The 17,277-nt window shown below is 69.8% G+C and carries 12 protein-coding genes and 4 pseudogenes; 6 read left to right on the top strand and 10 right to left on the bottom strand.

Going from position 1 to position 17,277, the window contains the following annotated elements; translation table 11 throughout:
• Positions 1-17: 17 nt before the first annotated feature.
• From pyrF to pyrR, 6 genes and pseudogenes are all read right to left on the bottom strand, one after another.
• A pseudogene (gene pyrF, locus BW737_RS12270) lies at positions 18-908 on the bottom strand (orotidine-5'-phosphate decarboxylase).
• Positions 905-4,228, bottom strand: a pseudogene (gene carB, locus BW737_RS12265) (carbamoyl-phosphate synthase large subunit). Before carB ends, pyrF begins: the two co-directional pseudogenes overlap by 4 nt.
• Positions 4,228-5,549, bottom strand: a pseudogene (gene carA / locus BW737_RS12260) (glutamine-hydrolyzing carbamoyl-phosphate synthase small subunit). The pseudogenes carB and carA overlap by 1 nt, the downstream one beginning before the upstream one ends.
• Positions 5,546-6,869: pseudogene (locus tag BW737_RS12255) on the bottom strand (dihydroorotase). Before BW737_RS12255 ends, carA begins: the two co-directional pseudogenes overlap by 4 nt.
• Positions 6,866-7,870, bottom strand: a complete 1,005-nt coding sequence (locus tag BW737_RS12250) for an aspartate carbamoyltransferase catalytic subunit (protein WP_086614526.1) — start codon at positions 7,868-7,870, stop codon at positions 6,866-6,868. The pseudogene BW737_RS12255 and the gene BW737_RS12250 overlap by 4 nt, the downstream one beginning before the upstream one ends.
• Positions 7,867-8,451: a bifunctional pyr operon transcriptional regulator/uracil phosphoribosyltransferase PyrR gene (gene pyrR / locus BW737_RS12245; protein WP_086614527.1), complete on the bottom strand. Its 585-nt coding sequence runs from the start codon at positions 8,449-8,451 to the stop codon at positions 7,867-7,869. The genes BW737_RS12250 and pyrR overlap by 4 nt, the downstream gene beginning before the upstream one ends.
• 342 nt (positions 8,452-8,793) lie before the next feature.
• Here pyrR and BW737_RS12240 point away from each other — a divergent pair, with 342 nt between their 5' ends.
• Positions 8,794-9,174 carry a hypothetical protein gene (locus BW737_RS12240; protein WP_143233385.1) on the top strand — a complete coding sequence of 127 codons (381 nt, stop codon included), beginning with the start codon at positions 8,794-8,796 and terminating at the stop codon, positions 9,172-9,174.
• A 61-nt stretch (positions 9,175-9,235) separates the two neighbouring features.
• Here BW737_RS12240 and BW737_RS12235 read toward each other — a convergent pair whose 3' ends face one another.
• From BW737_RS12235 to BW737_RS12225, 3 genes are all read right to left on the bottom strand, one after another.
• Positions 9,236-10,096 (bottom strand): SDR family oxidoreductase, encoded by an 861-nt coding sequence (locus tag BW737_RS12235; RefSeq protein ID WP_086614529.1) that lies wholly within the window; start codon positions 10,094-10,096, stop codon positions 9,236-9,238.
• Positions 10,097-10,192: 96 nt separating this feature from the next.
• The gene (locus BW737_RS12230; RefSeq protein ID WP_180272213.1) at positions 10,193-10,561 is read right to left on the bottom strand and encodes a nuclear transport factor 2 family protein; all 369 of its coding nucleotides are present in this window, start codon (positions 10,559-10,561) and stop codon (positions 10,193-10,195) included.
• A gap of 45 nt (positions 10,562-10,606) precedes the next feature.
• The gene (locus BW737_RS12225; protein WP_086614531.1) at positions 10,607-11,572 is read right to left on the bottom strand and encodes a sugar-binding transcriptional regulator; all 966 of its coding nucleotides are present in this window, start codon (positions 11,570-11,572) and stop codon (positions 10,607-10,609) included.
• Positions 11,573-12,032: 460 nt separating this feature from the next.
• Between BW737_RS12225 and BW737_RS12220 the strand changes: the two genes are divergently transcribed.
• The 5 genes from BW737_RS12220 (at position 12,033) to BW737_RS12200 (ending at position 16,884) form a co-directional block, all read left to right on the top strand.
• Positions 12,033-12,818, top strand: a complete 786-nt coding sequence (locus BW737_RS12220) for a phosphotriesterase family protein (RefSeq protein ID WP_257210805.1) — start codon at positions 12,033-12,035, stop codon at positions 12,816-12,818.
• Positions 12,819-12,832: 14 nt separating this feature from the next.
• Positions 12,833-13,501: a 3-dehydro-L-gulonate-6-phosphate decarboxylase gene (locus BW737_RS12215; RefSeq protein ID WP_086614532.1), complete on the top strand. Its 669-nt coding sequence runs from the start codon at positions 12,833-12,835 to the stop codon at positions 13,499-13,501.
• The gene (locus BW737_RS12210) at positions 13,498-14,382 is read left to right on the top strand and encodes an L-ribulose-5-phosphate 3-epimerase (RefSeq protein ID WP_086614533.1); all 885 of its coding nucleotides are present in this window, start codon (positions 13,498-13,500) and stop codon (positions 14,380-14,382) included. Before BW737_RS12215 ends, BW737_RS12210 begins: the two co-directional genes overlap by 4 nt.
• A gap of 147 nt (positions 14,383-14,529) precedes the next feature.
• Complete coding sequence (locus BW737_RS12205) at positions 14,530-15,477, top strand: sugar kinase (RefSeq protein ID WP_086614534.1); 948 nt, start codon at positions 14,530-14,532, stop codon at positions 15,475-15,477.
• Positions 15,478-15,492: 15 nt separating this feature from the next.
• On the top strand, positions 15,493-16,884 hold the full coding sequence (locus tag BW737_RS12200) for an MFS transporter (protein ID WP_086614535.1): 1,392 nt from the start codon (positions 15,493-15,495) through the stop codon (positions 16,882-16,884).
• Positions 16,885-16,955: 71 nt separating this feature from the next.
• Here the strand turns inward: BW737_RS12200 and BW737_RS12195 are convergent.
• Positions 16,956-17,277: class II aldolase/adducin family protein (locus tag BW737_RS12195; RefSeq protein ID WP_180272121.1), on the bottom strand; the 322-nt coding region annotated here is incomplete at its 5' end.

Raw genomic sequence — 17,277 nt, 5'->3', positions numbered from 1 at the left:
GCCTCCTTCCGCGCCGCTCACGCGCGCAGCGCGGTCGCGGCCGCGGCGGCGGACCGGGTGGCGGCCCGTCGCAGCTGCGCGGGATCGGGTCCGGCACCCAGCACGCCGCGGGAAGACGACGCCAGCACGTGGCGCGGGCGGGCCCGAAGACCGCCTGCAACTCGGCTGCGCCGGCGCCCTGCGCTCCCACGCCGGGGGCCAGCAGCGGCCCGTTGGCGGCCAGCAGGTCCAGGTCCAGCTCGCGTACGGCGTCGCCGACGGTGGCGCCGACCACCAGGCCCACGCTGCCGAGCTCACCGGCGGCGCGGGCGGCGGCGTTGGAGCGGCCGCCCCGGCGACCACCTCGGCGGCTACCGCCGCCCGGAGGCGGTGCGGGCATGCTGCACGGCCGCACCCTCCGGGTTGGAGGTCAGCGCCAGCACGAACACGCCCCGCCCGGTCGCCGCGGCCGCCTGGAGGGCGGGCGTCAGCGAGCCGTACCCCAGGTATGGGGAGACGGTGATGGCGTCGGCGGCCAGTGGGGCGTCGGCGGCCAGGTAGGCCTGGGCGTACCCGGCCATGGTGGAGCCGATGTCGCCGCGCTTGACGTCCAGGATGGTGAGCGTGCCGGACTGCCGCAGAGCGGTGAGCACCTCCTCCAGGACGGCGATGCCCGCCGCGCCGTGCCGCTCGAAGAAGGCCGACTGCGGCTTGACGGCCGCGACCCGACCGCCCAGGGCCTCCACCACGCGCAGGGAGAAGTCCCGCAGTCCGGCGGGCGTGTCCGGCAGGCCCCAGGCCTCCAGCAGGACGGCATGCGGATCGATGCCCACGCACAGCGGGCCGTGGGTCGCCATGGCGGCGGCCAGCCGCACGCCGAAGGACCGCGTTCCTGCGGCGGCGTCGACGGCGGAAGCCTGCGAGCTCATGCGGTCACCTGCGCGGCGGCGCGGCGCTGCATCCGGTCGGCGTCGTGCTGCTGCAGGCTGCGCACCCCCATCGGGCCGGCCAGCTGCGCCTCCAGCGCCTGCACCGCCGCCTGCAACTCCTGCACGGTGGTGATGATGGGCTTGTCGGCGCTGGTGGTGGCGGCGCGGATGGAGTAGCCGTCGGCACGGGCGCCCTGCCCCTTGGGAGTGTTGATGACCATGTCGATGGCGCCGGACTCGATCAGCCCACGATGGTCTGCTCGCCGTGGGCGCCTGCCCCTCGCTGACCTTGCGGACGGGGGTGGCCGGGATACCGTTGCGACGCAGCACCTGCGCGGTGCCGGCCGTGGCGTAGATGGTGAACCCCAGTTCGGCCAGCCGGGCGACGGGCAGCACGATGGCACGCTTGTCCCGGTCGGCGACGGACACGAACAGGGCGCCCTCGTTGGGCAGGCCGCCGTAGGCGCCGTCCTGCGACTTGGCGAAGGCGCGCGGGAAGTCGACGTCGAATCCCATGACCTCGCCGGTGGAGCGCATTTCCGGGCCCAGCACGGTGTCAACCACCCGGCCCGACGGGGTGCGGAACCGCTTGAAGGGCAGCACCGCCTCCTTCACGGCGATGGGGTCCAGCGGATCGGTGACCGCGGCGTCGTGGGCGGGCAGGCGGCCGGAGGACCTCAGGCCGGCAATGGTATCGCCGGCCATCAGCAGGGCGGCGGCCTTGGCCAGCTGCACGCCGGTCGCCTTGGATACGAAGGGCACGGTGCGCGAGGCACGCGGGTTGGCCTCGATCACGTACAGGGTGTCGGAGACCAGCGCATACTGAATGTTGATCAGCCCGCGCACACCCACCCCGGCGGCGATGGCCTCGGTGGAGCGGCGGATGCGGGCGATCTCCGTGTCCGACAGGGACATGGGGGGCAGCACGCAGGCGGAGTCGCCGGAGTGGATGCCGGCTTCCTCGATGTGCTCCATGACACCGCCGAGGAATAGTTCGGTACCGTCGTAGAGGGCGTCGACGTCGATCTCGATGGCGTCGTCGAGGAAGCGGTCGATCAGCAGGGGGCCGTTGGCGTAGGCGCCGCCGGCCTCCGCGGAGGCGCGGGAGAGGTAGTCGACCAGACCGTCACGGTCGTAGACGATCTCCATGCCGCGCCCACCCAGCACGTAGCTGGGGCGCACCAGCACCGGGAAGCCGATCTCGGTGGCCACCGCGAGGGTCTGCTCATCGCTCAGTGCGGTGCCGTGGGCGGGAGCCGGCAGCCCGGCGCGCTCCAGCACGACGCCGAACACCTCCCGGTCCTCGGCGGCGTCGATCGCCTCCGGGGTGGTGCCCAGGATGGGCACGCCCGCCGCCTTGAGCCGGGCCGCCAGGGACAGGGGCGTCTGCCCACCGAGCTGCACGATCATGCCGGCCACCGGGCCGGCCGCCAGCTCCGCCTCGTATACCTCCATGACGTCCTCGAAGGTCAGGGGCTCGAAGTACAGGCGGTCGGAGATGTCGTAGTCGGTGGAGACGGTCTCCGGGTTGCAGTTGACCATGACGGTGTCGTAGCGCTCGGACAGGGCCATGGTGGCGTGCACGCAGGAGTAGTCGAACTCGATGCCCTGGCCGATCCGGTTGGGGCCCGCGCCCAGGATGATGACGGCCTCCCGCTCGCGCGGGGCGACCTCCGTGGTCTGGTCGTAGCTGGAGTACAGGTAGGGGGTATTGGCGGCGAACTCGGCCGCACAGGTGTCCACCGTCTTGTACACCGGCCGCAGCCCGAAGGCGTGGCGGACCTCGCGCACCGTGTCCTCGCCGATGCCGCGCAGGGAGGCGATCTGGCGTCGGAGAAGCCGTGTCGCTTGGCGCGCTGCAGCAGCTCGGCGGTCAGCGCCGGAGCCGCCTGGACCTGTTCGGCGAGCTCCTGCAGCAGGAACATCTGGTCCAGGAACCACGGGTCGATCGCGGTGGCCTCGAACAGCTGCTCCAGGGTGGCGCCGCCGCGAATGGCCTGCTGCAGGTCCACCAGGCGGTGCTCGGTGGGGGTGCGCAGCGATTCGATGAGAGCGGGCAGTTGCTCGGGGGTGGGGGCGGTGCCGTCCCAGTGGAACACCGTGCCGGACTTGTCGATGGAGCGCATGGCCTTTTGCAGGGCCTCGGTGTAGCAGCGGCCCAGGGCCATGGCCTCGCCCACCGACTTCATGGTGGTGGTCAGGGTCGGGTCGGCGCCGCGGAACTTCTCGAAGGCGAAGCGCGGCACCTTGACCACCACGTAATCGACGGCCGGCTCGAAGGAGGCGGGGGTGGAGCCGGTGATGTCGTTGGGGATCTCGTCCAGCGTGTAGCCGATGGCCAGGCGGGCGGCGATCTTGGCGATGGGGAAGCCGGTGGCCTTGGAGGCCAAGGCGGAGGAGCGGGACACCCGCGGGTTCATCTCGATGACGATGACGCGGCCGGTGTTGGGGTGAACCGCGAACTGGATGTTGCAGCCGCCGGTGTCCACGCCCACCTCCCGGATGACGGCGAAGGCGATGTCCCGCAGCTGCTGCAGCTCCCGGTCGGTCAGGGTCAGGGCCGGCGCGATGGTGATGGAGTCGCCGGTGTGCACGCCCACAGGGTCGACGTTCTCGATGGAGCAGACCATCACGCAGTTGTCGACCTGGTCGCGCATGACCTCCAGCTCGATCTCCTTCCAGCCGAGGATGGATTCCTCCAACAGCACCTCGGTGGTGCGGGAGTCGGCCAGGCCCTGCCCGGCGATGCGCTCGAGGTCCTCGGCGTTGTAGGCGAAGCCCGAGCCCAGCCCGCCCATGGTGAAGGAGGGGCGCACCACCACGGGGTAGCCGCCGAGGGCCTCCACCCCGGCATGGCACTCCTCCATGCTGTGGGCGATGACGCTGCGGGCCACCTCGGCGCCGCAGCGCTCGACCACGCGCTTGAACTCCTCGCGGTCCTCACCGGCGTTGATGGCCTCGGCCCGCGCGCCGATCAGCTCCACGCCGTACTTGTCCAGCACCCCGGACTCCACCAGGCTCATGGCGGTGTTCAAGGCGGTCTGGCCGCCCAGGGTGGGCAGGAGGGCATCGGGGCGCTCCTTGGCGATAATCGCCTCAACGACCTCGGGGGTGATGGGTTCGACGTAGGTGGCGTCGGCCATGTCCGGGTCCGTCATGATCGTGGCCGGGTTGGAGTTGACCAGGATGACGCGGATGCCCTCGGCGCGCAGTACGCGGCAGGCCTGGGTGCCGGAGTAGTCGAACTCGCAGGCCTGGCCGATGACGATCGGACCGGAGCCGATGACCAGGACGGAGGAGATGTCGGTACGGCGAGGCATCAGGCGTTCTCCTCGGTGTCGGTGTTGGTGACGGGGGCGGTGGTTCCGGCTGTGGCGACCCGGTGCTCATGCATCATGCGGATGAAGCGGTCGAACAGGTGCTCGCCGTCATGGGGGCCGGCGGCGGCCTCGGGATGGAACTGGACGGAGAAGGCGGGCAGGTCCAGGGCGCGCAGGCCCTCGACCACGCCGTCGTTGAGGTCGATGTAGCTGACCTCCACGCGCCCGTAGCGACCGGAGTCGAAGGGTGCGGTGGAGGGACCGTCGGTGGGGGCGTCGACGGCGAAGCCGTGGTTGTGGGAGGTGATCTCCACCCGGCCGGTGGCCCGGTCCAGGACCGGCTGGTTGACGCCGCGATGCCCGTAGCCGAGCTTGTAGGTGCCGTAACCGAGCGCCCGGCCGAAGATCTGGTTGCCCAGCAGATGCCGAAGAAGGGGATGCGCTCATCCAGGACGCCGCGCAGTAGGGCCACCTCGGCGTCGGCGGTGCCCGGGTCGCCCGGGCCGTTGGAGAAGAAGACGCCGTCGGGGTGCAGGGCGCGGATCTGTTCCAGGGTGGTGGACTGCGGCAGCACATGCACGCGCACACCCCGCTCGGCCAGCTGCCAGGGGGTGCGGGCCTTGATGCCCAGGTCGATGGCGGCGACGACGGCGACCGGCTCCTGACCGGTGAACTGGCCGCTGGGCTCCACCACGTAGGCCTCGGTGGTGGTCACCTCGGCGGCGAGCGCCTGGCCGGCCATGGCCGGGGCGGCGCGCACGGCGTCGAGACAGGTCTCCAGCGCCGCCTCGGAGGGGGCGGAGCGGGGGTGCTCGGCGACGTCGGCGGGCAGGGCTTCCCCGGAGAAGATGCCGGCGCGCATGGCGCCCCGCTCGCGCAGGTGGCGGGTCAGGGCCCGGGTGTCGATGTCGCAGATGCCGACCACCCCGTGGGTGACCAGTTCGGACTCCAGCTCACGTTTGGCCCGCCAGGAGGAGGCGCGGCGGGCGGGATCGCGCACCACGAAGCCGGCCACCCAGATGCGGTCGGACTCGCCGTCCTCGTCGTTGACGCCCGTGTTGCCGATGTGTGGGGAGGTCATCACCACGATCTGCCGGTGGTAGGAGGGGTCGGTGAGGGTCTCCTGGTAGCCGGTCATGCCGGTGTTGAAGACGATCTCGGCGACGGTGGAGCCGGTGGCGCCGTAGGAACGGCCCACCAGGGTGAAACCGTCCTCCAGGACCAGCAGTGCCGGGGTGCGCTCGACCGGGGCGCCGGCGGGTAGTGCGGGGCTGGCGAAGCCGCCGTACGCTGCCGGGGTCGCGGGGGTGGGGGCGCTCATGCGTGCTCCTTCTGTTCGGTCTGCTCGATGGGCCGGCCGGCCAGAACGGTCGGGCGGCCGTGAAGGAAGGTGGCCCTGACCTGACCGGGCAGCTCCATGCCGGCGTAGGGGGTGTTGGTGGAGCGGGTCCACTGGGAATCCGGGTCGACCACCCGGCGCACGTCGGGGTCGACCACCGTGAGGTTGGCACTCTCACCGACGGCCAGCGGCCGACCCTGGTCGCTCAGCCGACCGATGCGGGCAGGCGTTTCGGACAGCACGCGGGCCACGTCCCGCCAGGTCATGCGTCCGGGCTCGACCATGGTGGCGATGATGATAGGCAGGGCGGTCTCCAGACCGGTCATGCCGAAGGCGCCGGCCTGCCACTCGCAGTCCTTGGACTCGCGCGGGTGGGGGGCGTGATCGGTGCCGACGACGTCGATGGTGCCGTCGGCCAGCGCCTGGCGTACCGCCTCCACGTCGGCGGCGGTGCGCAGCGGCGGGTTGACCTTGTACAGGGGCGAGTAGGTGCGGGCCTTCTCATCGGTCAGCAGCAGGTGGTGGGGGGTGGCCTCGGCGGTGACGTCGATGCCGCGGGCCTTGGCCCAGCGGATGATCTCCACGCTGCCGGCGGTGGACAGGTGACACACGTGCAGGCGGGACCCTACGTGCCCCGCCAGCAGGACGTCGCGGGCGATGATGGACTCCTCGGCGACGGCGGGCCAGCCGGCCAGGCCGAGCTCGGCGGAGACACGTCCCTCGTGCATCTGGGAGCCTCTGTCAGGCGGGGGTCTTGGGAGTGCTGGGCGACGACGCCGTCGAAGGCCTTGACGTACTCCAGGGCGCGGCGCATGAGCACGGGGTCGGACACGCAGTGCCCGTCGTCGGAGAAGACGCGCACCCGGGCGGCGCTGTGCGCCATGGCACCCATCTGGGACAGGTGCTCGCCCTTAAGGCCCTCGGAGACCGCGCCGACGGGATGCACATCCACCCAGCCGGCCTCATTGCCAGGCGCAGCACCTGCTCGACCACGCCGGCGTTGTCCTGCACGGGGGTGGTGTTGGCCATGGCGAACACGGCCGTGTAGCCGCCGACGGCGGCGGCGCGGGTGCCGGTGTATACGGTCTCGGCGCTCTCGCCGCCGGGCTGGCGCAGGTGGGTGTGGATGTCCACGAGGCCGGGCAGCAGTACCAGGCCGGTCAGGTCGTCGTGGCGGGTGACGTCGGCGGGGGCCTGGGCGGCGGCGTCGGGGCCGATGGCGGCAACGGTTCGGTCGATGACCAGGACGTCGGCAGGGTCCTCGCCGTAGGGGCGGACCCCGGGCAGGAGGTGGGCGGTCACAGCTGGTTCCCTTCGTCGGCGAGGAGCAGGTAGAGGGCGGCCATGCGCACGGAGACGCCGTTGCCGACCTGCTCGACCACGCGGGAGCGCGGGTCGTCGGCGGCGTCGGCGGTGATCTCCAGGCCGCGGTTCATGGGGCCGGGGTGCATGACGATGGCATGGGCGGGCATGGCGGTGCGGCGCACGGCCCCGAGACCGTAGCCGCGGGAGTACTCCCCGGGGCTGGGGAAGTAGCCGCCGCCGGCGGCGCTCATGCGTTCGCGCTGCACCCGCAGCATCATCACGGCATCGGGCTCGACGGCGGCGATGGCGGCGTCGAAGTCGTAGCAGACCTCGCAGGGCCAGTCGTCCATGCCCACCGGCAGCAGGGTGGGCGGGGCGACCAGGGTGACGTGCGCGCCCAGGGTGGTGAGCAGGTCGACGTTGGAGCGGGCGACCCGGGAGTGGAGCACGTCACCGACGATAATCACGCGGGCGCCGTCCAGGTCGCGGCCCTGGGGGGCGGGGCTGCCGTCGCCGGCGCGTGCGGAGCCGGAGGCGGGGCCGCCGGGGACGTACCAGCGGCGCAGGGTCATGGCGTCCAGCAGCGCCTGCGTGGGGTGCTGGTGGGTGCCGTCGCCAGCGTTGAGGACCGGCACGTTGATCCAGCCGGCGTGCGCGAGCAGGTGGGCGGCACCGCAGGCGGAGTGGCGCACGACCACGGCGTCGGCGCCCATGGCCATGATCGTTTGGGCGGTGTCCTTCAGGGACTCCCCCTTGGAGACGGAGGAGCCCTTGGCGGAGAAGTTGATGACGTCCGCGCTCAGCCGCTTGGCGGCGGCCTCGAAGGACAGGCGGGTGCGGGTGGAGTCTTCGAAGAAGAGGTTCACCACGGTCTTGCCGCGCAGGGTGGGGAGTTTCTTGACGGCGTGGCGCTGGGTGGCGGCCATGGCCTCGGCGGTGTCCAGCACCATCACCGCCTCGTTGTGGGTCAGGTCCTTGGCGGACAGCAGGTGCTTCATCGGGCGGCCTCCTCCGCGTCGACGATGGTGACGGCGTCGGCGGCGGCGCCGAGCTCGGTCAGGGCCACGACGATCTTCTCCGAGCGGGAGGTGGGCAGGTTCTTGCCCACGTAGTCGGCCCGGATGGGCAGCTCGCGGTGGCCACGGTCAATCAGGACGGCCAGCTGCACGGCGTCGGCGCGGCCGATGGCACCCAGGGCGTCCAGGGCGGCGCGGATGGTGCGACCGGAGAAGAGCACGTCGTCGACGAGGATGACGGTGCGGCCCTCGAGGCTCTCCCCCGGGATGCGGGTGGGCCTCGGTACGCGAATGGGGTGGCGGCCGAGGTCATCGCGGTACATGGTGATGTCCAGCGTGCCGACCGGCGGGGCGCCCGCGGGGTCGTCGTCCTCCTTGGCAGCGACTTCCAGGGCCGCGGCCAGCCGGTGTGCCAGTGGGACTCCTCCGGAGGGGATGCCGAGGAGCACCAGGTTGTGGCTGCCGCGATTGCGCTCGAGGATTTCGTGGGCGATACGGACGAGGGAGCGTTGGATCTCGGCGGCGCCGAGGATCTGCTTCCCGGTGGACTGTGGTGCGGCCACGGTGCGTGGACCTCCTTCTCCGCCTCACTGGACGGGCTTCAAGGATGTCGTTCGGGGCGATGTTAGCGCAGCACCCAGGGCGGGCGCGGCCGCCGTCCGCCCGGTGGATGGGCGCTGCCCGCCGAAACCGGCACGCCGGGGCCGACGTTGCGTACACGAGTTCTGCCTGATACACGAGTTTTGGAGCTTTGCGGGCGCTGGGCACGTGCAAAGCTCACTGTGGTCCTGGCGAAAACACATGTGTTTGTGGCGGCGAACGCGTGGGTGAACACAGCGCATTGGCGGATAATGGAGCAGGTGCTGAGCCACTCGGACTCGGGCCGCCCGGCAGAGGAGCCGACCATGACAAACGGAAACACGGGAACTCTCCCCATGCAGACGGGCCTCCAATCGGTGCTGACGCGGATCGCTCTCATCGCGCTGACCATCGCGGTTCTCGCATCCGCCGGGTTAGGCGCCTGGGTTGCCTTCGTGTACGACGGCGGGACGCCCACGCTGATCCCCTTCGCCGTCGTCGGGCTGCTGGGCGGGTTGTTCGCGCTGTGGGGCCTGTCCGAGCAATCGGCGAGATGGATCGGCCTGGCGGCCGTGCTTCAGGTGCTCGCACCGACGGGTGCGGCCTGGGCGGCGAGCCTGATCCTCGCGGCAGTCGGAGTCGTTGTGCTGGTGATGCAGTCGAGGTCCGGTCGGCGCCTTCCCGGCCACCGGCACGCCCATGCCTAGGATGCGGCGTCGCTCGACGGCGAAGACCGCGTGAGATCGGGTCCGGCTTGGGCTGAGCTGCTCAACGCAGCACCTCGGCCAGCGTGAGCGGCGTGCGCCCGGTGAGCGCGCGGACGTCGTCGGTGACGGCGGAAAGCTCGCCGGAGGCGATGGCCGTGTAGGTGGAGACCCAGGCGTTGACCTGCCAGTCGGGCGCGCCATAAACCTGCCGCGAGGCATAAGCCTCCTTAAGGCTCTGCTCCCGGTAGACGGTTCTGCGCCCGGTGACGGCGGTGATGGTGGCGGCGGCCTCGGTCAGGGTGAAGGCCTCCGGGCCGGTCAGATCGTAAGTGGAACCGGCGTGGCGGTCGTTGCCGGCCGCCGTGTCCGTGAGGATGGCGGCGGCACTGCGGGCGACGTCCTCGCGGGCGACGGCGCCGACGCGCCCGGAGCCTGCGGGGCCGGCGATGACGCCGTCGACGGCCAGGTCGGGAATGAAGTCGGCGTAGAAGGAGTCCCGCAGGAAGGTCCAGGCCATCCCGCTGGCGCGCAGGTGCTCCTCGGTGGCCCAGTGGGTGCGGGCCAGGGTGAAGGTGGCCTCGGGCACGGCGGCGAGGAAACTGGTGTAGACCACGTGCCGCACCCCAGCGGTGGCAGCGGCGTCGATGAATGTCTGGTGCTGCTCGAGGCGGTCGGCGCTCTCGGCGGCCGAGACCATGAACAGCAGGTCCACGCCCTCCAGGGCGCGTACGGCGGCGTCGGCCTGGCCGTAGGAGGCGACGGCGACGTCGTCTGCCCAGGTGGGAGCCTTCGCCGGATTGCGCACCAGTAGGCGCTGGCGCGCTCCGAGGTCGTGCAGCAGTTCGGCGACGTGGCCGCCGACCTTCCCGGTGGCGCCGGTGACGGCAATCGTGACGGGGCTGGAGGGCGCAGAGGCGTTCATGGCACCTGTCTACCCCACTCCCCCGCGAAACCGGCACCAGTAACACACCGAGACCGGCACTAATGACGTACCGCGGTCGGCTTGGCGCTCGGTGCTTCAGCGCCAGGTCCCACGCCAGTCGTACAGGGGTGCGGTGGTCTGGTACTCGCGAAGCTCGACGATCCGGCCGCTGGCGGATCGGGCGATAGAGGCACCATCGAAAACGGTGCGTCGCCCCTCCCAGGTGCACTCGAAGGACCACTGTGCAGCCTCCCGATCGCCGGTGATGAAGTGGTCGGTGATGTCCCACCGGTGCACAATCCCACCGGCGGCGAACCACTCCTGCGCCCAGCGCCGCACCCAGTCGCGTCCCCGGTACACGGGGCCGTAGCACTCGACGATTACGCAGTCCTGCGTGACCGCGGCGGCAATACGGTCAACGTCGTTTGCAACCCAGGCGTCGATGTAGTCGGTCAGTGCACTCACACCCGCACCATAACCGGTGACCGGGCAAGCCCTTGATTGCAAGTACTACTTGTCTGTGGCGGTCTCCAGCACCGCCCGGGCGGTGACCTCGTCGGTCACCAGCGCAGAGAGGTAGCCGCCGCGCAGGGCCGCCCGGATGGCCGCGACTTTGTCCTCACCGGCGGCTACGCCCACCACGAAAGGGATCTCCTTGAGCCGCTCGGGCTCCATGCACAGCGTGCGCTCACACAGCGCCGTGGGCACGTGCCGCCCCTCGGCGTCCAGGTGGTGGCCGCACACGTGTGCAACCGCGCCTCGGCGGCGGCATTCGCGCACCACCTGCGGCGTCATCCACTTGCGCAGCAGCGGGCTGGTGGACTCCCCCACCGCACCGATGCCCGTCAGGGCGACGTCACTGCGAGCGGCCAGCTCCAGAGTGGTGGCGACCTGGTCCTCTTGGCGCACCGCGCGCGCCAGGGTCAAGGAATCGAAGACCAGCGGCACGGTCAGCGACCGGTACCGGGCGCCCAGCCGCAGGGCCAGATTGCGGCACACGTCCCCGCCATCACCCAGGTCGTAGGACTCCCCCGCCGAGCCGATCATGGCCACCACGGTGGAGGCGGGCCAGGTGCGCTCGGGCATCTGGTGTACGACGGCGGCCACGGCGCGTCCGTTGGACACCGCGATCACCGAGCGCGGGCCGCAGTGCTCAAGCAGAAGCTCCGCCGCGGCCCGGGCGACGTCGGGGGTCACTCCGGGCGCGACCGGGCGGGAGGCCTCGGTGACGCGCGCCTGTTTGAGTCCGAAGGTGGAGGTGAGCTCCTCCTCGAGCGCCATCAGGCGTTCGATCGGGTGCGCGACTGTCACGCGAACAATCCCGGCGTGTCTGGCCTCGGTCAGTTTGCGTGAGATCGTCGAGCGCGAGTAGCCCAGGCGCTCGGCGATCTCATCCTGGCTGAGGTCCTGATCCCAGTACAGGTGGGCGATGTCGAGCAGCAGCCGCGTATGCTCGCGATCCAGGTTTGCGCACATAATTGCATCGTATCTCCAAACTGCTCTGATTTGGGTGCCAGCAAGCCAAGCCATTCCTGTTCTGAAGGCCACCCATCCTGACGCAAGGATGCACAGATGTGCACAACGCCCTCTTGGGGGCAGTACCGTCCCGCCCTAGCGTGAAAGCACCGCGGCGGTCGGGCCCGGCGGTGACAGCAGCCTCTCGCTGGCACCTGCCGGCACGAATACCGCTCGGTGTGTACATCGCCCCATCCGTTCGAAGGAGAACCACCATGGCAATCGTCCGCACCATTCACGGCGACGTCGACCCGTCCACCCTCGGCGTCGTCAACGCCCACGACCACCTCATCCGCGTCGGCGCGGGCGAGGTCTACATCGATCCCGACCACCTGCTGGACGATGAGGACAAGGCGGTCGAGGAGGCCGGCTACTTCGTGGACGCTCCAAGCGCTTCGCCCCCAGCGCCACCATCGTGGACATGTGCCCTGCCTCCTCCGGCCGCGGGGTGCTCAAGCTCAAGCGCGTCGTTGAGCGGGTCCCCGATCTGCAGGTCATCCAGGCCACCGGCTTCCACCAGCAGAAGGTGTACCTCGAGTGGCGCCAGTCCTGGGTCAACCAGTACACGGTCAACGAGATCGCCGATCTGCTCATCGCCGACATCGTCGAGGGCGTGGACGCGGGCGACTACATGGGCCCGCTGGTCAAGCGCACCGACGTGCGCGCCGGCGTCATCAAGTGGGCCACCGCCTACGGCAAGATCACCGACTGGGAGGTCAAGACCGGCAAGGCCGTGGCGATCGCCGCCAAGGAGACCGGCGCGCCGGTCAACACCCACGTCACCGCCGGCACCTGCGGTCCCGAGCAGGCCCGCTTCCTGATCGAGCAGGGCGTCGCCCCGGAGAAGATCGCTATCGGCCACATCCAGCGCAACTGGGACCCGTGGATCCAGGAGCAGATCACCAAGCTGGGCGCCTACGTGGAGCTCGACGGCACCAACCGCATTAAGTACGTGCCGGACAACGCGCGGGTGAACCTCATCAAGGTGCTCGGTGAGAAGGGCTACGGCAAGCAGATCCTGCTCGGCACCGACTCGGGTAAGGCCTCCTACCAGAAGGCCTACGGTTCGGTTTCCGGCGTTGACTACGACCCGGCCGTGTTCTGCCCGCGCCTGATCGACGACGAGGGCTTCGACCCCGACTACGTCCAGGACCTGCTGGTGAACAACGCCGCCACGTTCTTCGCCTTCGAGCCCCTGGCCGACTGAACGGGGCGAGCCGAATGAGCAAGTCCCCCACAACGCCCAGGCTCCAGATCGCCCTGGATACCCTGGACCAGCCCAGCGCCCTCGGTCCCCTGCAGCAGGCGGCGCCGTACGTCGACATCATCGAGTGCGGCACCATCCTGATCCTGTGCGAGGGCTACCACGCGGTGCGCAATATCCGCGCCCTGTTCCCCGACAAGCAGATCCTCGCCGACGTGCGCATCGCCGAGGCCGGCGCCAAGATCGCCCGTCTGGCCTTCGAGGCCGGCGCGGACCTGGTCTCCTGCGTGGCGGGCGCCTCCATGACCACCATCGAGCAGGTCTGCAAGGTCGCCGCCGAGTTCGACGGCGAGGTGCAGGTGGAGCTGGCCGACGAGTGGTACGACCCCGAGCGGGCCCGTGCCTGGCGTGCCGCCGGCGTGCAGCACGTCATCGTCAAGCGCTCCCGCGATCGTGAGGCCGCCGGCGACTTGTCCTGGAAACCCGAGGACATGGACCGCGTCGACGAACTGGCGGAGATGGGCTTCACCGTCACCGTCACCGGCGGCATCAACGTCCAGGACCTGCCCGCCTTCGCCGGCAGGCGGGTGGGGATTGTGATCGCCGGACGCTCAATCGTAGCCGTCGACGATCCGGCCGCCGCCGCCTCCGCTCTGCGCAGCGCCATCGACGAGGTGTGGTCATGAGCGTGGCCTCCCTAGACGATGGCATCCGCCTGGGCATCTACGAGAAGGCCCTGGTGGGTAATCCGCTGCTCACCGCCGACGACTGGGCGTCCTTCCTCGCCCAGGTGCCACAGGCCGGCTACTCCTTCCTGGACCTGTCCGTGGACGAGTCCCCGCAGCGGGAGGCCCGCCTGGAGTGGGGTCCGCGCCAGTGCCGCATGGTGCGCGAGGCCGCCGAGTCGGTCGGTACCAGCATCGGCGGGGTATGCCTGTCGGTCCACCGCCGCATCGGCCCGGGATCAGCCGACCCTGAGGTCCGGCGGCGGGCCCGCGAGGTCATGGCCCGCGGCCTGGAGCTGTGCCATGAGCTGGGTGCGCCCGTGATCCAAGTGGCGGGCTACTACGCCTACTACGAGGACCCGCACCCCGATGCCGAGCGCTGGTACGGCGAGCTGCTGGCCGATGCCGTCCCCCTGGCCTCCCGCCTGGGGGTGGTGATGGGGATTGAGAACGTCGACGGCACCGACGTCACCTCGATCCGCAAGGCCATGGAGTTCGTCGATGCCGTCGGCTCCCCCTACCTGCAGGTCTACCCGGACCTGGGCAACATCGCCGAGCAGGGGCTCGACCCCGCCGTCGAGCTGGAGGCCGGCCGCGGGCACATGGTGGCCATGCACGCCAAGGATGTGCGGCGCGGTGAGCCCCGCAGGGTGGACATGGGCACCGGCATTGTCGACTGGGACCTGTCCTTCCGGCTGCTCGCCGAGCAGCACTGGACCGGCAGACTCATGATCGAGATGTGGAACGACGACGCGCCGGACTCCGTGTCCCGCTGCGTCGTTGCCCGTGAGTTCATTGAGGATAAGGCCACCGGCGCCGGCATCACTGTTCAGCGGCCCTGAGCGCCGTCAAGCGACTCTCACGAGCCGCACGCGGCGCACCCGCCGTCACCCCCCTGACCGCCTTCGAGAACACCAGCGGCTGCAGTCAGACAGGCAGTCGCAGGCCGCTACGCGCGGCCACCCACAGCCAACCAGAAGGACCGAACAATGACGTACGACCTGACCACCATCGGTGAGGGGCAGATCCGCCTCACCTGCGAACGCGGCGACCGGCTGGCAACCGCCCGCACGCTACGTATGACCGCCGCCGGCTCCGAAGCCAACGTCGCCGGCCTGCTGAGCGAACTCGGCCGCTCCACCGCCTGGGCGTCGAAGCTGCCCAAGGGGGAACTCGCCGACCGCATCGCCCTGGAGTACTCCGCCGTCGGCGTGGACATCCGCCACACCGTGATGACGGAGGAGGGCCGCGTGGCCCTGTACTTCCTGGAGCCGGGCGAGTTCCCGCTGCCGGGCAAGGTCACCTACGACCGGCTGCACACGCCCTTCCGCACCATCACGCCGGAGGAGTTCAACTGGGACGCTCTGCTGGACACCCGCGTCGTCTTCCTCACGGGCATTACCGCCGCGCTCACCCCGGAGACCGCCCGGGTGGTGCGCTACTTCGCCGACGCCGCCGTAGAGCGGGGCGTCGACGTCGCCCTGGACGTCAACTTCCGCTCGCTGCTGTGGACCGGCGAGCAGGCGCGGGCGACCCTGGAGCCGATTGCGCGCCAGTCCTCAATCCTGTTCTGCTCGCGCACCGACGCACGCATCGTCTTCGGCATCGACAAGCCGGGGGTGGCCGCCTGCCGCGCCCTGCGCGAGGAAATGGGTGTGCCCACGGTGGTCTCCACCGACGGCCGCGCCGGCACCTACCTGTCGACGGCGGAGAAGGACCGGACCTTTGAGATCCACTCCGTCCCGGTGATCGACCGGCCCGGTGCCGGTGACTCCTTCGTCGCCGGCACCCTGCACGGCTGGCTCGACGGCGACGTCGAGCGGGGCATCGAGATGGGCACCAAGGTCGCCCAGATCGCACTGACGCACCACGGGGACCTGACCCATGTGCGTCCGGGCGAGTTGCAGGTTCTCCAGGGTTCGGACATCGTTCGCTGACAAGATCGGATTGAAATGACTACACAGGCAACGGCGCCTGCGGCGCCGCAGGGGAAGACCGCCCCTGAACAAATCGACAACCATCGCCTTACCGGTCACCAGAAGTCACTGATCGGCATGGCGATCGTGGGAAACGTGTCGGAGTTCTTCGACATGTTCCTCATCGGCTTCATCATCAACCTCCTCATCGAGGCACCTGGTTGGAATCTGACCGGCTTCCAGTCAGGAATCATTCTGGCGGGCGCCGGACTGGGCACCGTTCTGGGCTCAATCACCTGGGGCCGGCTGGCCGACATATTCGGCCGCAAGCACGCCTTCGTCTGGTGCATCGTCGTCCTGGTGGTCTTCACGGCCGCCTCCGCCTTCACCCCGGTCAATGGGTGGATCCTGTTGACCATCCTGCGCACCGGCGTGGGCTTCGGCGTGGGTGGGCTGAACATCACCTCGGTGCCCTTCGTCCAGGAATTCGTGCCCGCCAAGCAGCGCGGGCTGCTTTCCGGGCTCACGAGCGTGTTCATTCCCGCCGGCATCTTCCTGGGCGGGCTGGTCACCAAGTACCTCGGCGGCCCTCTGGGGTGGCGCGGTCTGATCGCCGTCGGCTGCATTCCCATCATCCTGCTCGCCTGGGCCCGGGTCATCCCCGAGTCTCCCCGGTTCCTGCAATCCCGCGGGCGTGAGCGCGAGGCTAAGGAGGCCTACGCCTGGGCCATGGAGATCCCCGTGGAACAGGTGGCGGACCTGCCCGAGATCAAGGAGACCTCGTCCGCCTCCTACTCGGTTATCTTCACCAAGTACCCCAAGCAGCTGCTGGTTGTCTCGCTCGGGTCCTTCTGCTTCATCCTGGGCTCCTTCACGGTGCAGTCGTGGGGGCAGACGCTGCTGGGGCAGTCCTTCAAGTTCGACGCCGGCACCGTGGCGACCCTGTTCATGTTCGTGTCCCTCGGTGACTTGCTCGGCCGCCTGGGATCGGCCTGGATCTCGGACAAGATCGGGCGGCGCTGGACGATGTTCGGCTGCGGCATGATCGGTGCGATCGGCGCGCTCATCGCCGCCTTCTCCACGCGGATGGTTTCCGGTGGGGAGATCGGCAGCGCCGGGTACGTGTTCTTCGCCGGCATCTTCATCATCATGATGTTCGGCGACGGCGCCTTCGGCATCCTCAACGCCTTCGGCGGCGAGCAGTTCCCCACCGAAGCCCGCTCCACCGGGCTCGGGCTCGGCTACGGTATCGGCGCGATCGCCAAGGTAGTGGGACCGTACTTCGTCGGTGCGCTAGTAGGGTCCGAAGAGTTGAGCTACGAGGTGGTATTCCTACCCTTCGTCATCTTCGCCGTGCTGCTCTTCCTGGGCGGGGTCATATACCTGTTCGCCCGTGAGACCAAGGGCGCTTCCCTGGAGGACATCTAGGCATCACGCAGCGAAAGCACGTCGTCGCCCCCGGATCGGATTGATCCGGGGGCGACGTCTGTGCGCTGGGCTCAGTGTTGGCCGTAGACGTTCTGGTAGCGGTCGTTCAGCCGATCGATCAGCTCCGGCTCGATCGGCACCGGCCGGCCGCCCTGCATAGCGATATGCACCGTACGCGCCACCTCCTCACACATCGCCGCCGCCTTCACCGCAGCCCGCGCATCCCGACCAATCGTGAACGGACCATGATTCGCCATCAACACCGCCGGCGACCGCGACCCCGACAACGTCTCCACAATCCCCCGCCCAATCGAATCATCCCCAATCAGAGCAAACGGACCCACCGGAATCTCACCCCCAAACTCATCCGCCATCATCGTCAACACACACGGC

This window comes from Actinomyces ruminis, from assembly GCF_002154335.2.
GTDB classification, from domain to species: Bacteria; Actinomycetota; Actinomycetes; order Actinomycetales; family Actinomycetaceae; genus Actinomyces; species Actinomyces ruminis.
This window is presented reverse-complemented; position numbering and strand designations above follow the sequence as displayed.